This window comes from Lysobacter silvisoli (assembly GCF_003382365.1).
GTDB classification, from domain to species: Bacteria; Pseudomonadota; Gammaproteobacteria; order Xanthomonadales; family Xanthomonadaceae; genus Lysobacter; species Lysobacter silvisoli.
The window spans coordinates 585138-610353 of sequence record NZ_QTSU01000002.1 but is presented as its reverse complement, the minus strand read 5'-3'; the positions used below and the strand labels follow the sequence as shown (position 1 = coordinate 610353).

Genomic DNA, 25216 nt, shown 5'->3' with positions numbered 1-25216 from the left:
CGGCCATGGACATCCAATCCGACAACCCCGACCACGGTTTCCAGTTTCCCGGCACGTTCGAGCTATCCGCCATGGGCGCGGCCGAAAAGGACCTGGAAACCCGCCTGCCGACCCTGCTGCTGGACGCCGGGATCGAGGTGCTGCACGAATCGGTGACCTGGAAACACTCCAGCACCGGCCGCTACGTCTCGGTGCGGATCAGCTTCCGCGCCGAAAGCCGCGAACAGTACGACCGCGCCCACCAGGTGCTGCGCGATCATCCGGAAGTGAAGTGGACGCTGTGATCGACGCGGTCGCGGCGGTGCTGGGCGCTGCGCCCGCGCTGCCGGCCGCGCAACTGCGCGATCTGGGCCGCCAGCCCTACGAACCGGTCTGGCGTGCCATGCAGGCCTTCACCGACGCCCGCGGCGTCGATACCCCCGACGAGCTGTGGCTGGTCGAGCACGATCCGGTGTTCACCCTGGGCCAGGCCGGCAAGGACGAGCACGTGCTGATGCCGGGCGACATCCCGGTGATCCACGTCGACCGCGGCGGCCAGGTGACCTACCACGGCCCCGGCCAGATCGTGCTCTACCCGCTGCTGGACCTGCGCCGGCTCAAGGTCGGCGTGCGCGAGTACGTGGACCGGATCGAGCAGGCGGTGATCGACACCCTGGCCGACTGGAACATCGAGGGCGCGCGCCGCGACGGCGCGCCCGGCGTGTACGTGAACGGCGCCAAGGTCATGGCCCTGGGCATCCGCGTGCGCCGCGGCTGCACCTTCCACGGTCTGGCCTTCAATATCGCCATGGATCTGTCGCCGTACCAGCGCATCAACCCCTGCGGTTACCAGGGGCTGCAGGTGACCTCGGTGGTAGACTTGGGCGGCCCGTCCGGCATGGACGCGGTCAAGCCGGTCCTGGTCGAACACCTGGCCCGCCAGTTCGGCCTGACGGTGGAAGCCGCCGAGCCGATGCGCTTCTGAGCGCAGATTCCCGGCCGCCCGCGCGGCCGGGGCCAACAACAAGAGCCGACCCAGCGCCATGACCGATCCCGCCTCCAAGACCATCCCGCTCACGGTCGTCAGCGGCGGCGCGCCGGACGCGCCGGTGCCGGGTGCGCCGGCGGTGCTGCAGTCCAACACCATGACCCCGGGCGCCAAGCAGCTCGGCGGCGACAAGATCAACCGTTCGCCGGTGCAGTTCGCCGAAGCGCCGGTGCTGCGCAAGCCGTCCTGGATCCGCGTGCGCATTCCCTCGGGCAACTCGGTGGCCCAGCTCAAGGCCAAGCTGCGCGAGAACCGCCTGGTCACGGTCTGCGAAGAGGCCAGCTGCCCCAACATCCACGAGTGCTTCAGCCACGGCACCGCGACCTTCATGATCCTGGGCGAGGTCTGCACGCGGCGCTGCTCGTTCTGCGACGTGGCCCACGGCCGGCCCAAGCCGCCCGACGCCAGCGAACCGGCCAACCTGGCCCGCACCGTCGCCGACATGGGCCTGAAGTACGTGGTCATCACCAGCGTCGACCGCGACGACCTGCGTGACGGCGGTGCCCAGCACTTCGTCGACTGCATCGCTGCGGTGCGCAGCGAAAGCCCGCGCACCAAGATCGAGATCCTCACGCCCGACTTCCGCGGCAAGGGCCGCATGGAGCGCGCGCTGGAGATCCTGAACACCCATCCGCCCGACGTGTTCAACCACAACGTCGAGACCGTGCCGGACCTGTACACCAACGTGCGTCCGGGCGCCGACTACCAGTGGTCGCTGACCCTGCTGCAGAAGTTCAAGGCCCAGCACCCGCAGGTGGCGACCAAGTCCGGCATCATGCTGGGCCTGGGCGAGACCATGGAGCAGGTGCAGGCCACCTTGCGCGACCTGCGCGCGCACGACGTGGACATGATCACCATCGGCCAGTACCTGCAGCCCACGCCGCACCACCACCCGGTGCTGCGTTACTGGACGCCCGAGGAGTTCAAGGCGCTGGAGGACTACGGCATGGCGCTGGGCTTCACCCACGTCGCCTCCGGCCCGCTGGTGCGCTCGTCCTACCACGCCGACCGCCAGGCCATCGAAGCGGGCTTCGCCGCGGCCTGAGCCCTATCCGGGGCGCCCGCTCCGACCCCGACTCGCGGCTCCCGGCGTTCATCACCCTAAGCGCCGGCGGCGCTCCCTAACGCCCCGCTAACGCCCGTCGCCGCCAAGCTGAACGACATCCGCCCCCGGATGCCCGAAACCGTGGCCGCCGCGCGTGACAGGCACGGCAACTTTCGGCACTGTGGGCTGGTCCAAGCCCAGCACATGCTCGCTCCCATACTCGATAGCCAGCCGACCCCGGCCGTGAAGACCCCCGCGATGACCGCCAAGACCACACTGTTCGCCTTTCTGTTGACCGCCCCGCTGGCGCTGCTCGCGCGCGCCGACGCCGGCGGCGCGGCCGCCGCGCTGCCCAGCGCGCCCACCGCCGACCAATCCACCGCGGCCAAGCTGGTCTACGGCGTGCTGTCCGACAGCCGTTACGCCTACCGCCCGCGTGCGCTCGACGACGCGCTGTCGGCCGACATGCACAAGCGCTATCTGGAATCGCTGGACGCGGGCAAGCAATACTTCACCGCGCAGGACATCGCCAAGTTCGACGTCTACAAGACCCAGCTCGACGATGCGATCAAGGGCGGCGACCTGACCCCGGCGTACACGATCTTCGCCACCTTCAAGCAGCGCGTCGACGAACGCGTGGCTTACGCGCGCGGCCTGCTCAAGCAGGACATCTTCAGCTTCGACGGCAGCGACCGCTTCGAGTACGACCGCGAGAAGGCGCCGTGGGCGGCCGACACCGCCGCGCTCGACGCGCTGTGGCGGCAGTCGGTGCGCAACGACTGGCTGCGCCTGAAGCTGGCCGGCAAGAAGCCCGACGACATCCGCAAGACCCTGGACAAGCGTTACCAGAACCTGGCCAAGGGCTTCGCCGAGCTCAAGGGCGAGGATGTGTTCCAGACCTTCGTCAACAGCTACGCCAACGCGATCGATCCGCACACCGACTATTTCACGCCCAAGTCGGCCGACAACTTCAACATGACCATGTCGCTGTCGCTGGAAGGCATCGGCGCGGTGCTGCAGAAGCAGGACGACGTGGTCGCGATCCGCGAGATCGTGCCCGGCGGCCCGGCCAGCAAGTCCGGCAAGGTCAAGGCCGGCGACCGGGTGATGGCGGTGGGCCAGGGCGACAGCGGGCCGATGGAGGACGTGGTCGGCTGGCGCATCGACGATGTGGTCGCCAAGATCCGCGGCACCAAGGGCACCAAGGTGCGCCTGGACATGGTGCCGGCCGAAGCCGGTCTGGACAGCAAGCCCAACCGCATCGTGCTGGTGCGCGACAAGGTGCGCCTGGAAGACCAGGCCGCCAAGTCCGAAATCATCACCATCCCGGCCGCCGACGGCGCGCCGGTCAAGCGCATCGGCGTGATCAAGCTGCCGGGTTTCTACCAGGACTTCGAGGGCCGCCGCCGCAACGCCAACGACTACGCCTCGGCCACGCGCGACGTCAGCAAGCTGCTGACCAAGCTGCGCGCCGACAAGGTCGACGGCGTGGTGCTGGACCTGCGCTACAACGGCGGCGGTTCGCTGGACGAGGCGATCGAACTCACCGGTCTGTTCATCGACCGCGGCCCGGTGGTGCAGGTGCGTCAGTCCGGCGGCCGCGTCGAGGTCAACGGCGACGACGACACCGGCATCGCCTGGGAAGGCCCGCTGGCGGTGCTGATCAACCGCGGTTCGGCTTCGGCCTCGGAGATCTTCGCCGGCGCCATCCAGGACTACGGCCGCGGCCTGGTGATCGGCGAGACCACCTTCGGCAAGGGCACCGTGCAGAACATGCTGGACCTGGACCGCTGGCCGGCCAACGAAGGCCCGCGCTTCGGCCAGGTCAAGCTGACCATCGCCCAGTTCTTCCGCGTCAGCGGCGGCTCCACTCAGAACAAGGGCGTGGTGCCGGACCTGTCGTTCCCGGCCTCGGTGGACGCCACCGAGTACGGCGAGAGCACCTACGACAACGCGCTGCCGTGGACCAAGATTTCGGCGGTGCCGCATGTGCGTTACGGCAACTTCGCGCCGCTGCTGCCCAAGCTGTCCACGCTGCACGACGCGCGCGTGGCCAAGGACAAGGAATTCCAGTGGTGGTCGCAGGACGTGGCCGAGTTCCGCGCCGAACGCGCCAAGAAGTCGATCACCATGAACGAGGCCGAGCGCCGCGCCGAGCGCGACCGCGACGACGCCAAGCGCAAGCAGCGCCAGGCCGAGCGCAAGCAGCTGGGCCTGGACCTGGATCCGCTGGCCGACGACAGCGGCGACGACGGCCTGCAGTCCAGCGAGCGCAACCTGGCCCAGGAAGTGGCGCGCGAGAAGGCCGCGGAAAAGCGTCCGGACCCGCTGCTGCGCGAATCGGCCGCGATCCTGGCCGACGCGGTGCGCCTGCTCAACGAAGACCGTCAGCTGTCGGCGCAGGTGCTGCCGACGGCGAACCAGCCGGGGCATTGGGCCGACTGAGCCTGGGTCTGCGGCAGGTTGAACGGGGGCGCGTTCCGCAAGGGCGCGCCCTCGCCGTTTGCGGGGCGGGGCGGCGCAAGAATCGGATATCGCGCCGGCGCCGTCCGGCCTAGTCTGCAGCCATGAACGCCATGACCCCGATCCGCGATCTCACCCCCGCCGCTCTGGTTCCCGCCGACAAGCTGGATCGCGCGCGCGCGCTGCTCGACGCCGGCGAGCCGACCCTGGCCGAACTGGCCGCCGCCGTGGGCCTGAGCCCCTCGCACCTGCAGCGCCGCTTCGCCGCGCGCTACGGCCTGAGCCCGGCCGAGTACCTGGCCCAGCGCAAGCTGGGCACGCTGAAGTCGGCGCTGCGCGAAGGCAGCGACGTCAGCGCCGCGCTCTACGACGCCGGCTACGGCTCGCCTTCGCGCGTGTACGAGGGCGGCGCCGCGCGCCTGGGCATGACCCCGGCGCGCTACCGCGCCGGCGGCGCCGGCGAGCAGATCCGCTGGAGCCTGGCGCAGACGCCGCTGGGCCTGGCCCTGGTGGCGACCACGCAGCGCGGCGTGTGCATGGTGGAACTGGGCCGCGACGCGGCCGCGCTGGAAGCCAAGCTGCGCGCCGAATTCCCGCAGGCGCAGCTGGAGCGCGTGGACGCCGGCCGCGACGAATTCCTGGCCCCGCGCCTGCGCGCCGTGGCCGACGCCCTGGGCGGACAGGCGCCGTCGGTGCCGGTGGACCTGCTGGGCACCGCGTTCCAGCGCAAGGTCTGGGACGCGCTGATGAAGATTCCCGCCGGCCAGACCCGCAGTTATGCGCAGGTGGCCGAACACATCGGCGCCCCCGGCAGCGCCCGCGCCGTGGCGCGCGCCTGCGCCGGCAACCGCGTGGCGGTGGTGGTGCCTTGCCACCGCGTGGTCCGCGGCGATGGCTCGCTGGGCGGCTACCGCTGGGGTTTGCCGTTGAAGGAACAGTTGCTGCGGCGGGAGCGGGCGGCGTAGGGGCTTGCAGCGGCCCTCACCCCAACCCGCACCCCGGCCCGACCGCAGTGCGGTCGGGCGTTCGGTGCAGCGCGAGCCAGTGGCTCGCAAGCGCCGCCCCTCACCCCGCACGCGGGAGAGGGGCTAAAAGCAGCAGCGTCGGATGCATCCCCTCTCCCGCTAGCGGGAGAGGGTTAGGATGAGGGGGTGAGCGCAGCGAATGCCTTTGATCCTCGCTCGGGCACCGAACTCGCCGTCCAATAGAAGACCCGGAGGGCGGCGCACAGGAGGTGCGCCGTTTTTCGCTGGCACAGGGATGTGCCATCGAAAAATCCCTGCGCCCGCTCCGATCTCGCAAGGGAGCTCTGGCGAAGCGTTTTTCTTTGGTTACTTTCTTTTGACGCTTATCAAAAGAAAGTGACCCGGCCGCTTGCGGACGGAAGCTTTTGCTGTTGCTTTAACCAACACACCACACACACCTTCGCGAGTTCGGAGCGGATCGCGGCTCACGCCGCTCCTACAGAAAGCACATCCCGCAGAGACCGGAGCGTTCGCCGTAATCCCGGGGTCGCGGTCGCAGCTCACGCAGCTCCTACCCCAAAGCTGGGAGCAGGCAGCGCCAGGCCTCCGCGAGTTCGGAGCGGATCGCAGCTCACGCCGCTCCTACCCCAAGGCGCCAGAGCAGACCCCCGCCGACCGAGGGCTTGGTCGTAACTGCGGATTCGCGGTCGCAGCTTGCGCAGTTCCTACCCCGAGGCAGGGAGCCGGCGGCGTGACGGCGGATGCGAGCGGACCTCAGCGCCGTCGGCCGGCGCGCACTCCGTCGCGCGTAGGCAGCACCAGCCCATGCTTGACCACGTCGAACACCAGATGGGTTTCGTAGCGCTTGATCGTGCCCTCGTCCAGGAACAGCCGCTCGGCCACCTGCCGGCAGTGCGCCACGCCCGTGGTGGCCAGGATCACCAGGTAATCCCATTGCCCCGCCAGCACATAGCACTGCTGCACCTCCGGCGCCGCACGCATGCGCGCGTAGAACGCGGCGTGGCGGCCGGCCGACTCGCGCTCCATGGTCACGTAGACCGCGGCCAGCGTCGCGCCTACCGCCATCGGATCCAGCACCGCCACCTGCCGCATCAGCCCGTGCTTGCGGTAGCGGCCGATGCGCCGCTGCACCGCGCTGGGCGACAGCCCCACGGCGTCGCCCAGCGCGGTCAGCGTGGCCTCGGCGTCGCGTTGCAGCAGCGCCAGCAGCTTGTGGTCCAACTCGTCCAATACCAGGGGTGTACGCGCCATGCAAAATTTTTGCGTTTAGGCGGGCATTTTTTCAAGCACCTGTTTCGGCACAGGCATACGCTGATCGACTCAGTCACGCCGATGCTCCGCATGCAGCGCTTCGCCAGCCCTCCCTCCCTCGTCGATGCCGCCGCCTCGCGCTACGGCCTGCGCGAGGCGCTGCCTGCGGACATCGCCGCGGTCCATGCCCTGATCCGCGCGCATGGCCCCAACCCCTGGAACTACCTGCCCGAGCCCGAGCTGGGCGCGCATCTGGCGCGGATCGGCGCCGGCCTGCAGGCGGTGGTGGCCGAGCACGCCGGCGCGCTGGTGGCGGTGGCCACCTTCGAGGCCAGCGACGAGTTCGCCTGCTACCAGCCGGTGGGCCGCGAGCGCGCGCGTCACGGCCATATCGGCGAAGTGGTGGTGCACGGCGAACACCGCGGCGCCGGCCTGGGCGCGCGCCTGCTGGCGGAGGCGATCGCGCGGCTGCGCCTGCGCGGCCTGCGCGAGATCTATGTCGAACGGCACGAAGAGAACGCAGGCTCGGCTGGCATGATGCGCAAGGCCGGCTTCGCCGTCGTCGACACCTATTCCGATCCCGTACGCCGCGCCGTGGGCAGCCGGCGCACGGCGGTGTGCCTGCACCTGCCCGACTGATCCGGGTTTCATCGCTGCACGTCCTTAGCTGTTCGCTTCTTTCCCCTCCGCCTTCCTCCCCCAAGGAACTCCCGCCTCATGAGCGCCGCCTCACCCACCGCAGCAAGACTGGCCCCCGGCGCGATCGCGGTCGCCTTCGCCCTGGCCTCGGTCTACATCCTGTGGGGTTCGACCTACCTGGCCATCCGTTTCGCCCTGGAAAGCTATCCGCCGTTCCTGCTCGGCGCCATCCGCATGTTCATCGCCGGCGCGCTGATGTACGCCGTGCTGCGCTGGCGCGGCACCGCGCCGCCCACGCGCAAGCAATGGCGCACGCTGTGGCTGCTGTCGATCTGGATGGTGCTGCTGTCCAACGGCCTGGTGAACCTGGCCGAGACCGAGGTCAGCTCGGGCCTGGCCGCGATCGCGGTGGCGTCGATGCCGCTGTTCGCCGGCGTGTTCGCGATGCTGCGCGGCCGTCACCCCAGCCGGATCGAATGGGTGGGCCTGGTGATCGGTTTCCTCGGCGTGATCTGGCTCAACGCCGGCAGCGCGCTGTCCAGCTCGACCCTGGGCCTGGTCTGCCTGATCGTGGCGCCGATCGCCTGGGCCTGGGGCTCGATCTGGAGCCGCGATCAGGACCTGCCGTCGCCGTTCATGGCCGCCAGCGCGCAGATGCTGACCGGCAGCGTGTGGATGCTGGGCGCGGCCGCGGTCACCGGCGAGCGCATGAGCGCGATGCCGACCTTCGAGGCGACCGCGGCGGTGGCCTACCTGGTGGTGGCCGGCTCGATCTTCGGTTTCACCGCCTACATCTGGCTGCTGCATCACGTGCGTCCGGCGCTGGCCACCAGCTACGCCTACGTCAATCCGCCGATCGCGGTGCTGTTCGGCGCGCTGCTGGCCGGCGAGCGCTTCAGCGCGCACGACCTGGGCGCGATGGGCGTGATCCTGGTCGGCGTGGTCATCATCACCCTGGCCAAGGCGCGCGCGGCCAAGGCCATGCCGATGCCGGCCAAAGAGACCCAGGCATGAACGCGGCCAGCGAAAGCCGCCGCGGCCTGTGGATCGCGGCGGCCTCGTTCGTGCTGTGGGGGCTGATGCCGCTGTACTGGCACCTGCTCAAGGTCGTCCCCTCGCTGCAGATCGTCGGCCACCGCATCGCCTGGAGCGCGGTGCTGGTCGCGGCCTGGCTGTGCTGGAAGCAGGGCTTCGCTTGGTTGCGCGAGGTATTCGCGCAGCCGCGCAAGGCGGCGATGCTGGCGCTCAGCGGCTGCCTGATCGCGTTCAACTGGGGCCTGTACATTTGGGCGGTCAATGCCGGCCACGTGGTCGAAACCAGCCTGGGCTATTTCATCAATCCGCTGGTCAACGTGGTGCTGGGCGTGCTGCTGCTGCACGAGCGCATGAACCGCGTGCAGTGGACGGCGGTGGTGCTTGCCGCCGCCGGCGTGGTCTGGCTGACCTGGCAATACGGGCAGCTGCCGTGGATCGCGATCGCGCTGGCCTTGTCGTTCGCGACCTACGGCCTGATTCGCAAGCTGGTCGCGGTGGAGGCGGTGACCGGCTTGGGCATCGAAAGCCTGTACCTGTTCCTGCCCGCGCTGGCGGTGCTGCTGTGGGGCGAAAACCACGGCCAGGGCGGCTTCCTGGGCGGCTGGGGCCTGGGCATCGACGCGCTGCTGGTGCTGGCCGGCGCGCTGACGGCGCTGCCGCTGATCGGCTTCGCCTACGCGGTGCGGCGCGTGCCGCTGTCGGTGGTGGGGCTGATGCAGTACATCGCGCCGACCCTGCAGCTGCTGATCGGCGTGTGGATCCTGCACGAGCCTTTCGACGAAGCGCGCCTGATCGGTTTCGCCTTCATCTGGGTGGGGCTGCTGGTGTTCGCCGGCGAAGGCTTGTGGCGTTCGCGGCGGCAGGCGGCGGCAGCGGCGGTTTGAGCGCGCGGCCCAGTCCGCGCCGGCGAACCCCGGAAACGAACGAGGCGCCGCGAACGGCGCCTCGTCGATACCGCGTTGGGTTTGCGCTCAGGCCGCGCGCAACGCCGTGGTCACCGGCAGCCGCGCCGCGCGCAAGGCGGGGAACAGGCCGCCGACCAGGCCGATGCCCAGCGCCCACTTCAGGCCGGTCCACAGCAGCTCCGGCGAGACCTTGAACTGGAACACCACCTGGCTGAAATTGTTGCCCAGCGTCGACACTTGGTAGCCGTTGAAGATCAGCCAGGCCACCGCCGCGCCGAGCAGGCCGCCGAGCAGGGCCAGCAGCATGGTTTCCAGCATCACCGCCACCACCACCGGCAGGCCGCGGAAGCCGAGCGCGCGCAGGGTCGCGATCTCGCGCGCGCGGCCGGCGACGGCGGCGTACATGGTGTTGAGCGCGCCGAACACCGCGCCGATGGCCATGATGGTGCCGATCACCGTGCCCAGGATCTTGATCAGCTTGGTCAGGCCTTCGGACTGCTTGGCGTAGTAGTCGCTGGTGGTCTGCACGTCCAGTTTCAGCCGCGGATCGCCGGCCATGGCCGACTTGAGCTGCTTGAAGCCGTCCTTGCCGGCCAGCTTCACCGTCACCGACTGGAACGAGCTGCGCTGGTAGGTGGAGGCCAGCACTTCGCCGTCGGCCCACAGTTCGGAGTCGTGCGAATCGCCGGCGGCGAACACGCCGACCACGGTCCACTGCTGGTTGGCCAGTTCGATCTGCTTGCCCACTTCCAGGCCGCGGAACTGCTTGGCCGCGCCCTGGCCGGCGATCAGTTCGCGCAGGCCGGCGCCGAACTTGCGGCCCTGCACGATCTTGACGTTGGGGCGCAGCTTCCACGCTTCCTGGCCCACGCCGCGCAGCTGCGCGTTGGCGTCGCTGCCGTCGGACACGGTGGGCAGGTTGATCACCTGCGACAGTTCCGCCGAGACCTGGGCGCGGCCGCCGGCGTCCTTGGCGATGCCGGCCAGCGAGGAGATCAGCGGCACCTGGTCGCGGGCGATGACCGAATTGGTCTCGGCCTGCGAGCCGCCACGCAGGATGATCGCGGTGTCCTTGCCGCCGGTCTGCTTGAGCGTGTTCTGGAAGCCTTCGCCCATCGCCAGCATGGCCACCAGCACGCCGACCACGCCGGCGATGCCGATCACGATCACCGACGACGCGCCCCAGCGCTGCGGCAGGCCGGCGATGCCGACGCCGGCCACGGCCAGGGTCTGCTGGCCGCGCTTGGTCAGGAACAGCCACAGCAGCAGCGCGACCGCGATGGCCGCCACCGCGTACCAGGGCAGCATCACCCACACCGCCAGGCTCGCCAGCAACAGCAGGACGATGCCGAAATTGATCAGGAATTTCATGCTTCGGATCTCCTAGGTCTCAGCGGCCGGCGAGGGCGTCGACGATCTTCAGGCGCATGCCGCGCAGCGCGGGCAACAGGCCCACGGCGATGCCGATGGCCACCATCAGGCCCACGCCCAGGGCCCAGGTCTGCGGCAGCACGGTGGGCAGCTGGATCACGCCGCCGCTGGCCGCGCTCACCCCCGGCATGATCACCGCGGCGATGCCCAGGCCGATGCAGCCGCCGATCACGATCAGCAGGATGGATTCGGTCAGCACCAGGCCCAGCACGCTGCGGTCGCTGAAGCCGATGGTCTTGAGCACCGCCAGTTCCGGAATGCGTTCGCGCACCGCCTGGGCCATGGTGTTGCCGGTCAGCAGCAGCAGGGTGAAGAACACCGCGCCCATGATCGCGCTCACGATCAGGCCGATGTCGGCGAACTGCTTGGCGAAGGACTGGTTGAACGCCTGTTCGGTCTGGGTCTTGGTCTCGTGATCGGAGTTCTCCGACAGCTTGTCGATCTCCTTGGCCACGCGCGAGGCCTGGTTCACGTCGTCGAGCTTGACCGTGTACCAGCCGACCTGGCTCTTGACGTAGTCGTTGGACTCGTCGAAGTACTTCCAGTGGAACAGCAGCATGTTCTCTTCGCCCTTGCGCTTGCTGTCGGCGACTTCGAAGATCGCGCGCAGCTTCAGCGGCCAGTCGTTGCTGCCCTTGGTCGGAAAGATCGTGGCCTGCAGCGGGATGGTGTCGCCCACCTTCCAGCCGTGGCGCTTGGCCAGCGCGGCGCCGACGATCGCGCCCTGGCGGTCGTTCAACCAGGCTTTGACCTGCTCGGGCGGGACCTTGTACTCGGGGAACAGGTCCAGGTAGTTCGGGCTGACCGAGAAGTTGGGGAAGAAGTTCTTCGGATCGCGGTAGATGCCGCCGAACCAGGCCGCGTAGGCGGCCTTCTTGACGCCCGGCTGGGCCTCGATCCGGGTCAGCAGGTTGTAGGGCAGCATCTGCGTGATCGACAGGCGCGAGGCCACGACCAGGCGGTCGGCACCGGCGACGCTGCCGCCGGAGTTGAAGGCCACGCGGACCGAATCGAGCATGCCGAACAGCAGGAACGCGGCCACCACCGACAACAGCGTCAGCAGGGTGCGGGTCTTGCTGCGGAACAAGGCGGCCCAGATCAGGTGCAGGTATTTCATGTCTGCAATTCCTTTGGTGTAGCCCGCGCCTTCGCGGCCGGGCGGTCCCTACGACGGGGCGGTGACGAGCGCACGCGAACGTGCCTCGTCGAGCGCGCTTCAGTGCCCCGAGCCGTTGGCGGCCAGGGTGCCCTTGTCGAGGTGGATCGTGCGGCGGGCGTGGTCGGCGGCCTTGGGATCGTGGGTGACCATGACGATGGTCTTGCCGTGGTCGCGGTTGAGCGACTGCAGCAGGGCCAGGATCTCCTCGGCCGACTGGCGGTCCAGGTCGCCGGTGGGCTCGTCGCAGATCAGCAGGGTCGGGTCGGACACGATCGCGCGGGCGATCGCCACGCGCTGCTGCTGGCCGCCGGAGAGTTCGTTGGGGCGGTGCTTGCCGCGCTCGGCCAGGCCCACCAATTGCAGCGCGATCTCGGCGTTGCGCTTGCGCTGGGAGGCGCTGAGCTTGGTCAGCAGCAGCGGCAGTTCCACGTTCTTCTGCGCGTTCAAGGTCGGCATCAGGTTGTAGAACTGGAACACGAAGCCGACGTTGTTGCTGCGCCACTGCGATAGCTGGCCGGCGCTCATGCGGTCGATGCGCTGGTTCTCGATCTCGATCTCGCCGCTGGTGGGGTTGTCCAGGCCGCCGATCAGGTTGAGCAGGGTGGTCTTGCCCGAACCGGAGGGGCCCATCAGCGCGACGAAGTCGCCCTTGGGGATCTCCAGGTCGATGCCATGCAGCACTTCGACCTTTTCCGGGCCGCGCTGATAGGTCTTCTTGAGGTTGCGGATCGAAACCAGCGTATCCATTGCACGTCCTCGCGCGATAGCGATTAGAGGGATGTCGGGTGTTATTCGCTGCTGGGGGCCGATTCGTCACCGGCCTGGGCGTTGTCTGCGTTCTCGGCGGCCACGCGCACGCGCGCGCCGTCGCTCAGCGATTCGGGCGGATCCAGCACCACGGTCTCGCCGCCGCTCACGCCTTCCAGGATCTCGCGGTCGTCGCCCAGGCTGCGGCCGGTCTTCACTGTGCGGCGCAGGGCCTTTTCGTTCTCGACCACGAACACCGCGTCGGCACCGTCGCGCTGGGTCAGCGCTGCGGCCGGCACCAGCACGCCGGGCTTGGGCTGGTTGGCGGCCACCGGCTTGGCCGGCTCCAGGAAGCTCACCCGCACGCCCATGTCGGGCACGATGCGCGGATCGCCCTTGACCTTCAGCGCGATGCGCACCTTGACCGTGGCCTTGCCGCGGTCGGCGGCGGGAATGATCGCGATCACCTCGGCCGGAATCTTCCAGTCCTGGTAGGCGTTGAGGGTGGCCTCCACCGGCATCTTCGGCTGCACGCGGCCGATGAAGGACTCGCCCACGTCCACTTCCACTTCCAGCGAGTCCATGTCGACGATGGTGCCGATGCCGGTGCGGGTGAAGCCGCCGCCGGCCGACAGCGGCGAGACGATCTCGCCCGGCTGCGCGGCCTTGGCGGTGACCACGCCGGAGAACGGCGCGCGCACCACGGTGTTGTCCACGCCGATGTCGGCGATGCGCAGGCGGTCGCCGGCGACCTTGGCGTTGCGCTGCGAGGTCAGCAGCGAGGCGCGCAGCGCGTCGCGCTCGGCCACGGCCTGGTCGTACTGCGAGCGCGCCACCAGCTGCTGCTTGACCAGCGCCGACAAACGCACAGCGTTGGCCTCGGCTTCCTTGAGCTGGGCCTGCACGCGCGCGGTGTCGCTTTGCGCGGCGCCGAGCTGGGCGTTGGCCAGCGAGCGCTCGGCATCGGCGTCGATCGGGTCCAGCGTGGCCATGACCTGGCCCGCTTCCACGCGCATGCCTTCCTCGATCAGCACCTCGCGCACGCGGCCGGTGATCTTGGCCGAGACCGTGGCCATGCGCCGCGCCACCACGTAGCCGGTGGCGTCCAGCACCGAGGCGTTGCCGCCGCCGGCGCCGCCGATGGCCACCGCGCTCGCGGTGCGCACCTGCGGCGCGTTGTCGCGGCCGAACAGCGCCCAGCCGCCCACGCCCAGCAGGGCGAGCACGCCGACCGCGCCGAGTGCGATCCATAGCCCGCGTCCACCGCCGGAGGGCTCGGGCGGCGCCTTGCGGTCGATGCGGAGTTCCTTGAGGAGATCGGAAGAGGAAGTGGCCATAGCCCAATCGGACGAAAAAGTGTGCCTAGTGTGACCGTAGGCCGTTCAGGCGCCAACCTGCCGGAAGTCAGAATCTGTCAGTAGCATTTGTCACATCCCGTTACTTGTCCCGAACTTGCGCGTACGCCTCAGGCGCCCGTGCCGGCGATCAGCGAGCGCAGCGCATCCAGGTGCCGCTGCAGCGCTTCGCGCCCCGAAGGCGTGATGCGGTACCAGGTCACCGGCTTGCGTTCGACGAAGTCGCGCCGCAAGGCGAGATAACCCTCGTCCTCCAACCGCCGCAGCTGCGCGCCGAGATTGCCGTCGGTGAGCTGCAATTGCTGCTTGAACGCGGCGAAGCTGATCTCGTCGTGGCGCATCAGAAGCACCGCGATCGCCAGGCGCACGCGGTGCTCGAACGCCGGATCGAGCCCCTCCAGCGCCTTCATGCCGTGGCCGCCGCCTTGCGCTGCGACAGCGTCGACCAGCCAGCCCAGGCCAATGCGGCTGAGGTCGCCACGCCGGCCAAAGTCCAGATGTAAGGCGGCGAGAACAGCACGATCGCGGCGTAGGCCACGTACATCACCAGGCCGCTCCACAGGATCGGCCGGTCCAGGTGCACGCCGGCCAGCGCATAGACCGTGCCTGCGGTGAGCAGGAAGTTGGCCACCCCGGTTTGCACTTCGAAGCGGCCCAGCGCGATCGGCAGCGCGGTCAGGGCGAAGGCGATGCTGGCCACCAGCCAGTGGTAGCCGTAGCGGCGCGCGAGCCCGCGATCGATCACGCCGCTGCGGCGGCTGTCGCGCGCGCCCAGCCACAGGCTGAGCGCGCCGCCGCCCAGGCCGGCGATCAGCCAGTAGGGCCCGGACAGGCGCGGCGCCCAGTCGGGCAGGGCGAAGCCGACCAGCACCAGCGCCGCCCACAGGAAATAGATCGCCGGCACGCCCGCCGGCCGTTCGCGCCGGCGCAGGGTGCGGGTCACGTAGTCCAGGTCGCTTTGCAGGTCTTCGCGGGTCATGGCGGCAGCCGTCCAGGGTGTGGATATAGAGAACTCTGTAATTCAGAGTAAATCAAGCGCCATGGCCGCGCAAGCGTGCCGCTCCTCGGGGCGGGTTCCTTCGAAAGTCGTCCAAAAAAACGAAGAATATTGAATTAAAATTCAAAAGAACTAGACTCTTTTGAACTTTAGGTGCCTACCATGCGCCTCGACCAGATCGCCCCAGCCCTTCGCGGTTACCTCGTCCCCCTGGCGGACAAGCCGAGCGTCAGGGCGATGGTCGCCCCGCCTGTTCCGCGCCAGATGCCGTCAGGAGGCGAGCGTGTGCATCGTGGCTTCACCCAGGCGACCTTGGCTCTCGGGCGCCTGGAAGGGGCGGTCCCGCACTGGCAGAACCCGGACCTGCTGACGCGTACCCTGGCCCGCCGCGAAGCCGTCCAAAGCTCCCAGATCGAAGGGACGCGGACCGACCTGGATCAACTGCTGACCTACGAGGTCACTCGCAGCGCCGAAGGCAAGCCTGCCGATGTGGGCGTCACCCTACGCTACGTGGAGGCGCTTCAGCACGGCATGGCGTGCGTTCGCGCGGGCGGCCGCGCCGCCCTTACGCTGCAATTGCTCAACGAGTTGCATGGGATTCTCATGCGGGAGGACGAGAGAACCGGCTTGGTCGTTGCCGACTATCGCGATCGCCAAGCCTGGATCGGCCAAGGTCGAATCGAGGATGCCGCTTTCGTTCCTGCGCCGCCCGAATGCATCCCGGCCTGCATGCAGGATCTGGAGCAAGGCATGCTGCAGTACCGTGCGCTGCCGGAAGAGCAGACCGAGTTGTCGATCGTTGCGCAATTGGCGATCGCTCATGCCCAGTTCGAGACTATCCATCCCTATGAAGACGGCAACGGCCGTGTCGGCCGACTGATCATGCCGTTGATCCTAGCCGCGGAACGACATCCGCCGCTCTATCTCTCCGGCACCTTGCTGCGCAATCGCCGGGGCTATTACGACGCGCTCAACAGCGTGCAGATCCAAGGCAACTGGGCCCCGTGGTTCAGTATGGTGTGCGATGCGGTCGTCGAGGCCGCCGACGAGTCCATCAAGATCGCTCAAGACCTGAGCCTACTTGTCGAAGAGTGGGGCGAGCGCACCCAGGAGTTCCGCCGGGATTCCGTGGCTCGGCGCCTTCCGCAACTATTGGTCGGTCAGCCGGTCGTCAGCGTCAAGGACGTCGCGCGATTGTTGGAGGTGTCGGATCGTGCGGCGCTCACGGGTGTCGATCAGCTGGTCGCAAAGGGAATCCTGACCCCTCGCGACGAGAGAAAGTGGGGCCGTACCTTTCATGCCAGGGAGCTGGTCGACCGTCTCAACCAGGCACCCCGCTAGCTTCGATCAGACGCGCGCCCCGGAGCGCCGCTCATCTGGCTTGCTCCGCAGGCCCGCGGCGAGCGCAGCTCAGTAGTCGCCGGGATTCGCGCTGAAGATCACCGGCACGTTGACGCTGACGCAGGCGCCGACCGGCAGGTTGACCCCGGCCACCGCCACCGAATTGCCGCCGACGCTGCCGCCGCTGGCCGGGCAGGTGCCGCCGCCGGTGCCGCTGCAGGTCCAGGGCGCGGTCAGGGTCACGCCGTTGGGCAGGGTGTCGGCGATGGCCGCGCCGGTGGCGCCGTCGGGCCCGGTCGGGTTGCAGGCTTGCAGCACGTAGGTGGTGGTGGCGCCGGGCGTATAGGTGCTGGGGTTGCCGGTCTCGCTCTTGGTCATCGTCAGATCGGCGCACAGCGGATCGACGATGGCGCTGGCGCTGTTGTTGGCGCTGCCGCCGGGCACCGGCGTGGTGAAGCCGGCCTGAGCGCTGGCGCCCTCGGCTAGCGGCGCGTTGGTGGCGATGCTGGCGGTGTTGGTCACCGCCGTGCACTGGGTCGCGCCCAGGGTGGCGTTGATCACGTAGGTGACCGAACCACCGGCCGCGCCGTTGCCCGCGGGCAGGGTGGCGTTGCCGCCGATCGGGCCGCTGCCGCTGGCGGCAGGGCATAGCCCGCCGTTGCTGCCGGTGCAGGTCCAACTGGCGAACGTGAGCCCCGACGGCACCGCGTCGGTCACCGGCGCCACCGCGTCGTGCGCGGTGGTGTCGCCCACGGTCGGGCGCGCGGTGTTGTTGCGGTAGGTCACGGTGAACTGGGTGCTGCCGCCGGCCGGCGGGGTGGCGTTGCCGCTGACGGTCTTGGTGGCCTGCAGGTCCACGTCGTTGTCGACGATGGTCAGGGTGGCGGTGTTCTGCACCGTGGCGCTGCCGCAGGTCGTGGTCGAGGCGATGGTGTAGGCGCTGGCGTTGGGCAGCACCTGCACCAGCACGGTTTCGTTGTCCTCGATCACGTTGTCGTCGACGATGGTGATCGGAATCGGAAAGCGGTTGTCGTCGTAGGTGCCGGCCGGAATGGTCACGTTGACGTTGGCGCCGGCGGTGTAGTCGCTGCCGCTGGTGGCGGTGCCGCCGGTGATGTTGACCAGCACGGTGATGCCGCCGGCGGGGACGGTGCCGGTGATGCGGATCGTGGGCAGCGAGGCCACCGCCTGGCCTTCGCGGGTGGAGTAGCTGACCGGGTCGAATTCCAAATAGGGCCGCAGGGTGACCTGGATGTCGTCCAGGAAGTTGCCCGAGCCGCCGCCACCCACGGCCTGGAAGCCGAAGTTGTGGTTGCCGCTGGTGCCGTTCCAATTGAAGCTGCCGGAATAGTCGGCCCAACCGTTACCGCCCGCGGCCACGGTGCAACTGAGGTTGTCGACGTTGCCGCTGTCCAGGCACACCGGCACGCCACCGGCCACGGTGGTGCTCGACAGCACCGCGACCGTGTTGGTCGTGCTGTCGATGTTGAAGTTCATCACGTCGGGAGTGACGTTGCTGTTGCGTCCGCGGTGGCTGAGCTTCCAGTCCACGCGCTCGCCGTTGGTCAGGCAGATGGTCTGCGACAGACGCGAAGCGGTGTAGGCGTTGAGCTCGGCATGCTGGTTGCCCGCGCGCGGCGGCACACTGCTGAAGCTGGGGCCGCGCCAGATCTCGATGGGGCCGGTGATCGCCGCGCCTGCGGGCTGGCCGGCCAGGGTGCAGCTGCCGCTGACGACGTTGGCGGGATGGTCGGTGTCCCAGCCGGGCACGACGGTGGACGACACGATCAAGTAACAGCTGCTGCCGGTCAGCACCGGCTGCTCGAAGCCCAGATTGACGAAGGTGCGTTGCACCTGTGCGGCTGCGCCGGGCGCGTAGGCGGCGGCGATCAAGGCCAGGCAAAGCGCGCCGGCACGGCGCGGTGTACGTTGCGGCATTCCCCTTCCTCCCTGAATCCGCCGCGTGCGCGGGCGGCGGACCTCATGTATCGAATCGCCATGGCCGCGGGCGGGCCCGCAAACAGGCGATTACGACGCAGCCACGCTAGGCCGCTGGCATGATTACTGACTTTCGCTAGTGAATTTACACGCAAACTGCGCTTTTTGGGGCATGGTTTTGTGCTGAATTCGGCAGCTTGCACTTGTGCCTGCGTCGTCGTTGCCATGCGATCCACGGCAGGCGCATACGAACGCAAGCGTGCGTCGACGCCGCTTTCGAATGCGACGGTGCTGTGTGCGCCGCCGCACATAGGGGCGACGGCGATTCCACGCCGGAATCAGATGCCGGCGCGCGCCTTGAGCAGCGCGTACACCGCGCGCAGGCCCTGGGCTTCGCCGCCGGCGGGGCGGCCGGGCCGGTCGCTGTCGTTCCAGCTGTACACGTCCAGGTGCGCCCAGGGCAGGCCCGCGGGCACGAAGCGCTCCAGGTACAGCGCCGCCGTCACCGAGCCGGCCATCTTCGACGGGCCGCCGTTGGCGATGTCGGCGATGGCGCTGGTCAGGTAACGCAGGTAGGGGCGCCACAGCGGCATGCGCCACAGCGGATCGCGCTGGTGCATGCCCGCGTCCAGCCAGGCCAGCGCCAGCGCGTCGTCGTTGCTGTACAGCGCCGGCAAGTCCGGGCCCAGGGCGATGCGCGCCGCGCCGGTCAGGGTGGCGAAGTCCAGCACCAGCGCCGGCGACAGTTCGCCGGCATGGGTCAGCGCGTCGCACAGCACCACGCGGCCTTCGGCGTCGGTGTTGTCGATCTCCACGCTGATGCCCTGGCGCGTGGCGATGACTTCGCCCGGGCGGAACGCGTCGGGACCGACCGCGTTCTCCACCGCCGGCACCAGCAGGGTGATGCGCAGCGGCAGCTTGCGCGCCATCACCAGCTCGGCCAGGGCGATCGCGTGCGCGGCGCCGCCCATGTCCTTCTTCATGTTGCGCATGCCGTCGGCGGGTTTCAGGTCCAGGCCGCCGGTGTCGAAGCACACGCCCTTGCCCACCAGCACCACGTGCGGGTGCGCGCTGTCGCCCCAGCTCAGGCGCAGCAAACGCGGCGCGCGGTGCGAGGCGCGGCCCACGGCATGGATGGCGGGGAAGTTCTGCGCCAGCAACTCGTCGCCGACCACGGCGTCGAACTGCGCGCCGTGGCGCTGCGCGATCTCCTGCGCGATCTCCTGCAACTGCTCCGGGCCCATGTGCTCGGTGGGCGTGTTGATCAGGTCGCGCACGCGCAGGCTGGCCGCGAGCAGGTCGAAGGTTTCGCCGTGGCCCGGTTCGATCAGCAATTGCGCCGGCGCGCGCAGCGGCTGGCGGTAGCGGCTGAAACGGTAGCTGCCCAGGCCCCAGCCCAGTTGCAGCGCGGCCGTCGCGGCGGCGTCGCGCGCGCCGGCCACGCGCCAGGCGCGGATCGGCAGGCCGAACGGCGCGTGGCCGTAGGAATACGGGTCCAGCGGATCGCCGATGCCGAGCACCGCGCCGCCCAGGCCGCCTTCCAGGCCGGGCAGGGTGAGCAGGGTGCCGGGGCTGGCGTCGAACTGCTGCGCCGCCACCCAGGCCGCGATCGGCGCCGGCAGCGTGGCCTGCCAGGCGGCGAATTCGGCGCGCGTGACCACATGCAGGGGCAGCGCGTCGGCGGCGTTATCGGTAAAGCCCAGCGGTAGGTTCATGCGGCGGCGGTGTCCGGAGTGTCGTGGGCCGCGTCCAGCCAGTCGGCCAGCGCGGTCAGGGAATCGAATTCGAGGTCGGGGCGCAGGCCCGCATGCGGCCAGTCGCGGCGCAGCCCATCGTCGCCGCAGCGGTTGATCCAGCAGGTGCGCAGGCCGGCATGGTGCGCGCCGACCACGTCCAGCTCGATGTCGTCGCCCACATGCAGCACCTGCGCCGGCTCGCAGTCCAGGCGCGCGCAGGCGGCGTGGAAGATGCTCGCCGCCGGCTTGGCCGCGCCGTGCTCGCGCGCGCCCAGTTGAAAGCGGAACAAATGCATCAGGCCGATGCGCTTCAGGTCGGCGTTGCCGTTGCTGAGCGCGGCCAGCGGCACGCGCGCGGCCAGGCGGTCCAGCGCGGCCAGGCTGTCTTCGTAGTGCTCGACCTCGCAGCGCGCGGAGAAGAACACGTCGAACGCGGGTTCGACCAGGGCCAGGTCGTCGCCGGCCTCGCGCAGCATGCGCTCCAGGGTGAGCTTGCGCTGGCGGGTGAAGTCGTGGGCCAGCTGCGGGTGCTCGGCGGCCACCTGGTCGCGCAGTTCGCGCATGGCCGCGGCCGGCCAGCGCTGCGCGGTGCGCGGCGCGTGCTGCAGCAGCCAGGCGGCCAGCGCCTGCTCGGCGCGCACGATCACCGGCGCGATCGGCCACAGGGTGTCGTCGAGGTCCAGGGTGATGGCGCGAACGGGAAAGCTCATTCGCCCATTTTAGCGTCTAAAGCGTGCGCGGCCCGGCGCTTTCCCCGCCGAATCCGTAGGGGTTTTCACCTACGGTCTCATTCCAGCAGCTTGGACCAGGGCTCCAGTCCCTCGATCCGCGCCAGCACCAGCTTCACGCACACCAGCAGCGGCACCGCCAGCAGCAGGCCGACGATGCCCCACAGCCAGCCGAAGCACATCAGCGCCAGCATCAGCACCAGCGGCGACAAACGCATGCGCCGGCCCAGCACCAGCGGCGTGACCAGCTGCGACTCGATGGTGTGCAGCGCCAGGTACAGCCCGGCCGGCAGCAGCGACGGCCACAGCTCGTCGAAAGCCACCAGGCCCATCACCAGCATCACCACCATGCCGATCAGCGGGCCCACGAACGGTGCGAAATTGAGGATCGCCGCCATCGTGCCCCACAGCAGCGCCTCGGGCAGCGGCACGCCCAGCCAGAACAGCGCGCCGGCCAGGGCCAGGCCTACGGCGGAATTGATCAGGCTGATGGTGAGCACGTAGCGCGAGATCTCGCGCTCGATCGACTGCAGGATCTCCACCGTGATCTTGCGCTGGTGCTGGCGCGGCAGCAGCGCGATCGCGTTGCGCTGCAGGCCCTCGCCGTACACCATGAAGAAGAAGGTCAGCAGCACCACCGCCAGCACCGAGGCCAGGTACTTGGGCGTGGACGTCAGCGACTTGTAGGGATCGTTGAGTTCGGTCTTGACCACCTGGATCGGCTTGGCCGTGCTCTCGCCGCCAGCGGCGCGGGCGATGTTCTGCGCGGCGCGGTTGGCTTCCTGCACCGGCTTGGTCATCTCGCGCAGCTTGGGCGCCAGCTGCTTCATTTCCTTGGGCACCTGCCGCACCCATTCGCCCGCCGGCTCGATCAGCTGGTTGGCCAGCAGCCCGGCCAGGGCCAGCCCGCCCACCAGCACCACCAGCGCGGCGGCGAAACGCGGCAGGTACAGCTTGCGCAGCAGGCGCAGGATCGGGTTGCCGACCAGGGCGAAGAACGCGGCCAGCAGGATCGGCAGGATCAGCGCCTGCGCGGCCCACAGCGTGGCACCTACCGCCAGCGTGGCCAGCACCACCACCGAGGCCGGCGCGCGCGGGCGCGGCGGGCGTGCGGGCGCGGGCGCCGGATCGGGTTCGGCGGGCGCGGGTGCGGCCGGTTCGGCGTCGTCGGCGTTCAAAAGTCGATCGGGTCGGCGGTGGAACGCACAGCTTGCACGGTCGCTTCGGCGCGCGCCACGGCGGCCTCTTCGCTGTCGTCCACCGCCGCCGCCGCTTGCTGCGTGGCGGTGGCCGCGCGCTGGGCCTGATCGGCCGCCGCCGCCGCACCGCCGCCCGCGAACAGGCTGGAGACCATCGAGATCGCCTGCATCAGGCCGCCGCTCTTGGCCGCGGTGCGCAAGGGCTCGGCGCGGCCGACCACGAAGCCGCTGACCAAGCCGGCGACGACAATGCGCCCCGGCGTCCAGCTCTCGCGCCAGGTGCCCTTGATGTGACCCCAGTGCGCGACCAGGCGCCGTTCCTGCGCCTCCACCACGTCCTCGGCCTGGTGCACTTTGGCGATCAGCTGATCGAAGCTCATCTGCGCTCTCGTAAGCGAACGGGTGGGGCGGTCAAGGCGGGGTCAGGTCGACGCCGCGCTCGTCCTTCTTCGGCGCGTCGCCGCCGGGCGCATCCGGCGGCCAGCGCCGGGTGGCCTCGCGCGCGGACTCGGGCGAGCCCGGTGCCGGGGTGAAGTCGGCCAGCTCGCCGATGCCCAGCCGCGCCAACTGCCGGCGCGTGGCCTGCATGCGGGTGTGTTCGAAATAGCGCACCGCCTGCCAGCCGGCCCAGGCGGTGACCGCCAGACTCAGCAGCGCGCTCAACAGCAGGGCCAGCGACCAGGGCATGCCCAGGGTGCGGCTGAGGAACACGATCAGGGTGGCCATCAACAGCAGCCAGGCCGAACCGCCGAAGGCGATGGCCACGCCCATCAGCGCCAGCGCGCGGCCCAGCGCGCTGCGCGCCAGCGAGATGTCGGCCGCGACCAGGCTGCGCAAGGCCTTGGCGGTATCGCCGGCCGCGCCCAGCCCGGCGCGGCCGCTGGCGCCCAGGGCGCGCAGCGATTCCAGCAGGTCGGCGTCGGCGCCCGCGGCGGGCGCGTCCGCCTTAGGGTCGCGCGCCGCGCCGGCCTCGGCCGACGGCGGCGCGCGCCCGTCCCCTGTGCTTTGCATGCGCGCTTACTTGTCGCCGCTGCGGGCGAGCTTGGCGATGATGAAACCGGCGGCGAAGGCCACCGCGAACGAAGCCAGCGGACGCTCGCGCACCAGGTCCGCCGCGCTGTCGATCAGGTCGCGGCCCTTGTCCATCAGCGCGTCCACCTGCTCGCGCGCGGCACCGCCGGCCTGCTCGGCCGCGGCCAGACCGGCCAGGGCGCCGTCGGCCAGGTCGGCCTTGACGTTGGCGCGGCCGATCTTGAGTTCGTCGCCGGCCACGCTGGCGGCGCTGCGGATCGCCTCGCCCGCGTCGGACGCGGCCTGCTTGAGGTGGGATCCGGCTTCGCCCAGGTTGCTCTTGAGGGCGTCGGTCGAGGTGGGGCTCATTGCGTTCTCCTGTCTGAGGGCGGAACTGGGGTGTGCGCCGGCGGCCTGAAGATGATCCATCCCCGGAACCGCTTTATTGCATGGGCAGGTTGCCCACACGGTTACCGCGCATCACGCGCAGGACCAACTGTGCCGGAGGCCGCGTGAAGCTCGCGCGGAAGCCGGGCAGGTCGTCGAAATCGCCGGCGTTGGCAGCCACGATCACGTCGTCCTTCTGCAGGCCGTTGCGCTCGGCGCGGCTGCCGCGCGTCACCGACTCCACCATGACCCCGCTGGCGCCGGCCTGGCGCAGGCGCTCGGGCAGTTCGGCGAAGCTGGCGCCGGTCAGGCGCTCGTCCAGCTCCGCGCCGGCATAGGACTTGGCCTGCTCGCGCAGGGTCGCGCTGAGCTGCAGCGCCTGGCCGTCGCGGCGCACGTCCAGCGCGACCTTGCCGCCCACCGTCTGCAGGCCCTCGAAGTTGCGCAGCGCGTCGCGGCCGTCGATGCGCTGGCCGTTGGCGCTCAGGATCACGTCGCCCGCGCGCAGCCCGGCTGCGGCCGCGGCGCTGCCGGCGAACACCCGCGCCACCAGTGCGCCGCGCGGCTCGTCCAGCTTCAGCGCCTGCGCCAGCCGCGCGTCCACGTCCTGCGCCTCCAGCCCCAGGGTGCCGCGGCGGACCACGCCGTTGTTGGCGATCAGCTGGTCCTTGATGTTGCGCGCCAGGCTGGCGGGAATGGCGAAGCCCAGGCCGATGTTGCCGGCCATGCTGCCCTGCGGGTTGAAGCTGGCGGTGTTGATGCCGATCAGCTCGCCGTTGAGGTTGACCAGGGCGCCGCCGGAATTGCCCGGGTTGATTGACGCGTCGGTCTGGATGAAGTTCTGGTAGCCCAGCCCGCGCAGGCCGCTGCGGCCCACCGCCGAGACGATGCCCGAGGTCACGGTCTGGCCGATGCCGAAGGGGTTGCCCACCGCCACCACGAAATCGCCGACCTTGAGCGCGTCCGAATCCGACAGGCTCAGCGCGCTGAGGTTGTCGGCGGCGATCTTCATCACCGCGATGTCGGTGTCCGGGTCGGAGCCGACGAAGGCGGCCTTGAGCGTGCGCCCGTCGCTGAGCGTCACCGACACCTCGTCGGCGCCCTCGATCACGTGGTGGTTGGTCAGCACGTAACCGTTCTTGGCGTCGATGATCACGCCCGAGCCCAGCGACTCGTTGATCCGCTCCTGCGGGATGTTGGGGAACATGCGCCGGAAGATCGGATCGTTGGCGAACGGGTTGCGGATGCGGATGGTCTGCTTGGTGTGCACGCTGACCACCGCCGGCGTCACCCGCGCCAGCATCGGCGCCAGCGAGGGCACCGGCTGGCCGCCCACCGCGGTGGGCAGGGCCGACACCGCCGGCAGCGCGGCCGCCGCGGGCGAGGCCTGGGCCGGCGCCTCCAGGCCGTCGCGGATCGCGGTCGCGGCGAAACCGCCGAAAGCGGCGGCCAGGGTCAGGGCGAGCAGGGTCGGCAGGGGGCGGGGGCGCATCGTGCAGCGGTTCCGTATGGTCGGATGAAGGGGGGCGGCGAGTGCTCAGGGGGGCGGTCCGGGACCGTCCCTGAACGGATGCAGCCAGTCTCCGTGAAGACCGCTAAATATGCGATGAAGTTTCCCATCCGTGCACGCGTATGCACCCTGTGCACAACCGTTGTGGCCGTAATACGCAGCCGTTTACGTAGCGCGCAACGCCCATGAGGGATATTCCCCATACACGTGATTGTCATCAAAAAAACCGTTGACACCGCCAGGGGTCGGGCGTAGCTTGAGTCCTCGCTTCGACACTACATCTTGTGGTCGTCCTAGCGACGGGAGCCCAAGCTTAGGGGTTCGGC

At 69.5% G+C, this 25216-nt stretch carries 24 protein-coding genes; 9 read left to right on the top strand and 15 right to left on the bottom strand.

Annotated elements, in window-relative coordinates; genetic code table 11:
* Positions 1 to 5: 5 nt before the first annotated feature.
* From DX914_RS13980 to DX914_RS13960, 5 genes are all read left to right on the top strand, one after another.
* Complete coding sequence (locus tag DX914_RS13980) at positions 6 to 284, top strand: DUF493 family protein (protein ID WP_115859717.1); 279 nt, start codon at positions 6 to 8, stop codon at positions 282 to 284.
* Positions 284 to 964, top strand: coding sequence for a lipoyl(octanoyl) transferase LipB (gene lipB / locus DX914_RS13975; protein WP_115860216.1), 681 nt, complete (start codon positions 284 to 286; stop codon positions 962 to 964). Before DX914_RS13980 ends, lipB begins: the two co-directional genes overlap by 1 nt.
* A gap of 58 nt (positions 965 to 1022) precedes the next feature.
* Positions 1023 to 2072: a lipoyl synthase gene (lipA, locus tag DX914_RS13970; protein WP_115859716.1), complete on the top strand. Its 1050-nt coding sequence runs from the start codon at positions 1023 to 1025 to the stop codon at positions 2070 to 2072.
* Positions 2073 to 2330: 258 nt separating this feature from the next.
* On the top strand, positions 2331 to 4517 hold the full coding sequence (locus DX914_RS13965; RefSeq protein ID WP_115859715.1) for a carboxy terminal-processing peptidase: 2187 nt from the start codon (positions 2331 to 2333) through the stop codon (positions 4515 to 4517).
* Between the two features lie 122 nt (positions 4518 to 4639).
* Positions 4640 to 5500 carry a bifunctional transcriptional activator/DNA repair enzyme AdaA gene (locus tag DX914_RS13960; RefSeq protein WP_231118274.1) on the top strand — a complete coding sequence of 287 codons (861 nt, stop codon included), beginning with the start codon at positions 4640 to 4642 and terminating at the stop codon, positions 5498 to 5500.
* A 774-nt stretch (positions 5501 to 6274) separates the two neighbouring features.
* Here the strand turns inward: DX914_RS13960 and DX914_RS13955 are convergent.
* A complete protein-coding gene (locus tag DX914_RS13955; RefSeq protein ID WP_115859714.1) occupies positions 6275 to 6772 on the bottom strand; it encodes an Lrp/AsnC family transcriptional regulator in 498 nt (165 codons plus the stop codon).
* A gap of 81 nt (positions 6773 to 6853) precedes the next feature.
* Here DX914_RS13955 and DX914_RS13950 point away from each other — a divergent pair, with 81 nt between their 5' ends.
* From DX914_RS13950 to rarD, 3 genes are all read left to right on the top strand, one after another.
* Entirely contained in the window at positions 6854 to 7411 is a 558-nt protein-coding gene (locus DX914_RS13950) for a GNAT family N-acetyltransferase (protein WP_196778914.1), read from the top strand.
* Positions 7412 to 7489: 78 nt separating this feature from the next.
* Positions 7490 to 8425 (top strand): drug/metabolite exporter YedA, encoded by a 936-nt coding sequence (gene yedA / locus DX914_RS13945; RefSeq protein WP_115859713.1) that lies wholly within the window; start codon positions 7490 to 7492, stop codon positions 8423 to 8425.
* Complete coding sequence (gene rarD, locus DX914_RS13940; RefSeq protein WP_115859712.1) at positions 8422 to 9330, top strand: EamA family transporter RarD; 909 nt, start codon at positions 8422 to 8424, stop codon at positions 9328 to 9330. The genes yedA and rarD overlap by 4 nt, the downstream gene beginning before the upstream one ends.
* A gap of 87 nt (positions 9331 to 9417) precedes the next feature.
* Here the strand turns inward: rarD and DX914_RS13935 are convergent, their stop codons facing one another.
* The 6 genes from DX914_RS13935 to DX914_RS13910 form a co-directional block, all read right to left on the bottom strand.
* Positions 9418 to 10722: an ABC transporter permease gene (locus DX914_RS13935; protein ID WP_115859711.1), complete on the bottom strand. Its 1305-nt coding sequence runs from the start codon at positions 10720 to 10722 to the stop codon at positions 9418 to 9420.
* Positions 10723 to 10741: 19 nt separating this feature from the next.
* Positions 10742 to 11899 (bottom strand): ABC transporter permease, encoded by a 1158-nt coding sequence (locus DX914_RS13930; protein ID WP_115859710.1) that lies wholly within the window; start codon positions 11897 to 11899, stop codon positions 10742 to 10744.
* A gap of 99 nt (positions 11900 to 11998) precedes the next feature.
* A complete protein-coding gene (locus DX914_RS13925) occupies positions 11999 to 12688 on the bottom strand; it encodes an ABC transporter ATP-binding protein (RefSeq protein WP_115859709.1) in 690 nt (229 codons plus the stop codon).
* A 41-nt stretch (positions 12689 to 12729) separates the two neighbouring features.
* The gene (locus DX914_RS13920) at positions 12730 to 14025 is read right to left on the bottom strand and encodes an efflux RND transporter periplasmic adaptor subunit (protein WP_115859708.1); all 1296 of its coding nucleotides are present in this window, start codon (positions 14023 to 14025) and stop codon (positions 12730 to 12732) included.
* 128 nt (positions 14026 to 14153) lie between these two features.
* Positions 14154 to 14453: a winged helix-turn-helix domain-containing protein gene (locus DX914_RS13915; protein WP_115859707.1), complete on the bottom strand. Its 300-nt coding sequence runs from the start codon at positions 14451 to 14453 to the stop codon at positions 14154 to 14156.
* The gene (locus tag DX914_RS13910) at positions 14450 to 15022 is read right to left on the bottom strand and encodes a hypothetical protein (RefSeq protein WP_115859706.1); all 573 of its coding nucleotides are present in this window, start codon (positions 15020 to 15022) and stop codon (positions 14450 to 14452) included. Before DX914_RS13910 ends, DX914_RS13915 begins: the two co-directional genes overlap by 4 nt.
* Before the next feature lie 180 nt (positions 15023 to 15202).
* Here DX914_RS13910 and DX914_RS13905 point away from each other — a divergent pair, with 180 nt between their 5' ends.
* Entirely contained in the window at positions 15203 to 16381 is a 1179-nt protein-coding gene (locus DX914_RS13905; RefSeq protein WP_115859705.1) for a Fic family protein, read from the top strand.
* A gap of 69 nt (positions 16382 to 16450) precedes the next feature.
* Here DX914_RS13905 and DX914_RS13900 read toward each other — a convergent pair whose 3' ends face one another.
* From DX914_RS13900 to DX914_RS13865, 8 genes are all read right to left on the bottom strand, one after another.
* The gene (locus tag DX914_RS13900; protein WP_115859704.1) at positions 16451 to 18319 is read right to left on the bottom strand and encodes a Calx-beta domain-containing protein; all 1869 of its coding nucleotides are present in this window, start codon (positions 18317 to 18319) and stop codon (positions 16451 to 16453) included.
* A 338-nt stretch (positions 18320 to 18657) separates the two neighbouring features.
* Positions 18658 to 20034, bottom strand: a complete 1377-nt coding sequence (locus tag DX914_RS13895) for a leucyl aminopeptidase family protein (RefSeq protein ID WP_115859703.1) — start codon at positions 20032 to 20034, stop codon at positions 18658 to 18660.
* The gene (locus tag DX914_RS13890; protein ID WP_115859702.1) at positions 20031 to 20765 is read right to left on the bottom strand and encodes an HAD family hydrolase; all 735 of its coding nucleotides are present in this window, start codon (positions 20763 to 20765) and stop codon (positions 20031 to 20033) included. The genes DX914_RS13895 and DX914_RS13890 overlap by 4 nt, the downstream gene beginning before the upstream one ends.
* Before the next feature lie 77 nt (positions 20766 to 20842).
* Positions 20843 to 21961: an AI-2E family transporter gene (locus DX914_RS13885; protein WP_115859701.1), complete on the bottom strand. Its 1119-nt coding sequence runs from the start codon at positions 21959 to 21961 to the stop codon at positions 20843 to 20845.
* Positions 21958 to 22362 carry a hypothetical protein gene (locus DX914_RS13880; RefSeq protein WP_196778913.1) on the bottom strand — a complete coding sequence of 135 codons (405 nt, stop codon included), beginning with the start codon at positions 22360 to 22362 and terminating at the stop codon, positions 21958 to 21960. The genes DX914_RS13885 and DX914_RS13880 overlap by 4 nt, the downstream gene beginning before the upstream one ends.
* A 31-nt stretch (positions 22363 to 22393) precedes the next feature.
* The gene (locus DX914_RS20610) at positions 22394 to 22993 is read right to left on the bottom strand and encodes a phage holin family protein (RefSeq protein WP_231118273.1); all 600 of its coding nucleotides are present in this window, start codon (positions 22991 to 22993) and stop codon (positions 22394 to 22396) included.
* Between the two features lie 6 nt (positions 22994 to 22999).
* Positions 23000 to 23362 (bottom strand): hypothetical protein, encoded by a 363-nt coding sequence (locus tag DX914_RS13870; protein WP_115859700.1) that lies wholly within the window; start codon positions 23360 to 23362, stop codon positions 23000 to 23002.
* 73 nt (positions 23363 to 23435) lie between these two features.
* The gene (locus tag DX914_RS13865; RefSeq protein WP_115859699.1) at positions 23436 to 24872 is read right to left on the bottom strand and encodes a Do family serine endopeptidase; all 1437 of its coding nucleotides are present in this window, start codon (positions 24870 to 24872) and stop codon (positions 23436 to 23438) included.
* Between the last annotated feature and the right edge of the window lie 344 nt (positions 24873 to 25216).

Coding starts and splice junctions, on each gene's coding strand:
- DX914_RS13915 (WP_115859707.1), bottom strand. CDS start 14,453: ATGAAGGCGCTGGAGGGGCTCGATCCGGCGTTCGAGCACCGCGTGCGC.
- lipA (WP_115859716.1), top strand. CDS start 1,023: ATGACCGATCCCGCCTCCAAGACCATCCCGCTCACGGTCGTCAGCGGC.
- rarD (WP_115859712.1), top strand. CDS start 8,422: ATGAACGCGGCCAGCGAAAGCCGCCGCGGCCTGTGGATCGCGGCGGCC.
- DX914_RS13950 (WP_196778914.1), top strand. CDS start 6,854: ATGCTCCGCATGCAGCGCTTCGCCAGCCCTCCCTCCCTCGTCGATGCC.
- DX914_RS13980 (WP_115859717.1), top strand. CDS start 6: ATGGACATCCAATCCGACAACCCCGACCACGGTTTCCAGTTTCCCGGC.
- DX914_RS13890 (WP_115859702.1), bottom strand. CDS start 20,765: ATGAGCTTTCCCGTTCGCGCCATCACCCTGGACCTCGACGACACCCTG.
- DX914_RS13900 (WP_115859704.1), bottom strand. CDS start 18,319: ATGCCGCAACGTACACCGCGCCGTGCCGGCGCGCTTTGCCTGGCCTTG.
- DX914_RS13880 (WP_196778913.1), bottom strand. CDS start 22,362: ATGAGCTTCGATCAGCTGATCGCCAAAGTGCACCAGGCCGAGGACGTG.
- DX914_RS13865 (WP_115859699.1), bottom strand. CDS start 24,872: ATGCGCCCCCGCCCCCTGCCGACCCTGCTCGCCCTGACCCTGGCCGCC.
- DX914_RS13870 (WP_115859700.1), bottom strand. CDS start 23,362: ATGAGCCCCACCTCGACCGACGCCCTCAAGAGCAACCTGGGCGAAGCC.
- DX914_RS13895 (WP_115859703.1), bottom strand. CDS start 20,034: ATGAACCTACCGCTGGGCTTTACCGATAACGCCGCCGACGCGCTGCCC.
- DX914_RS13965 (WP_115859715.1), top strand. CDS start 2,331: ATGACCGCCAAGACCACACTGTTCGCCTTTCTGTTGACCGCCCCGCTG.
- DX914_RS13960 (WP_231118274.1), top strand. CDS start 4,640: ATGAACGCCATGACCCCGATCCGCGATCTCACCCCCGCCGCTCTGGTT.
- DX914_RS13920 (WP_115859708.1), bottom strand. CDS start 14,025: ATGGCCACTTCCTCTTCCGATCTCCTCAAGGAACTCCGCATCGACCGC.
- DX914_RS20610 (WP_231118273.1), bottom strand. CDS start 22,993: ATGCAAAGCACAGGGGACGGGCGCGCGCCGCCGTCGGCCGAGGCCGGC.
- DX914_RS13910 (WP_115859706.1), bottom strand. CDS start 15,022: ATGACCCGCGAAGACCTGCAAAGCGACCTGGACTACGTGACCCGCACC.
- yedA (WP_115859713.1), top strand. CDS start 7,490: ATGAGCGCCGCCTCACCCACCGCAGCAAGACTGGCCCCCGGCGCGATC.
- DX914_RS13930 (WP_115859710.1), bottom strand. CDS start 11,899: ATGAAATACCTGCACCTGATCTGGGCCGCCTTGTTCCGCAGCAAGACC.
- DX914_RS13935 (WP_115859711.1), bottom strand. CDS start 10,722: ATGAAATTCCTGATCAATTTCGGCATCGTCCTGCTGTTGCTGGCGAGC.
- DX914_RS13955 (WP_115859714.1), bottom strand. CDS start 6,772: ATGGCGCGTACACCCCTGGTATTGGACGAGTTGGACCACAAGCTGCTG.
- DX914_RS13925 (WP_115859709.1), bottom strand. CDS start 12,688: ATGGATACGCTGGTTTCGATCCGCAACCTCAAGAAGACCTATCAGCGC.
- DX914_RS13905 (WP_115859705.1), top strand. CDS start 15,203: ATGCGCCTCGACCAGATCGCCCCAGCCCTTCGCGGTTACCTCGTCCCC.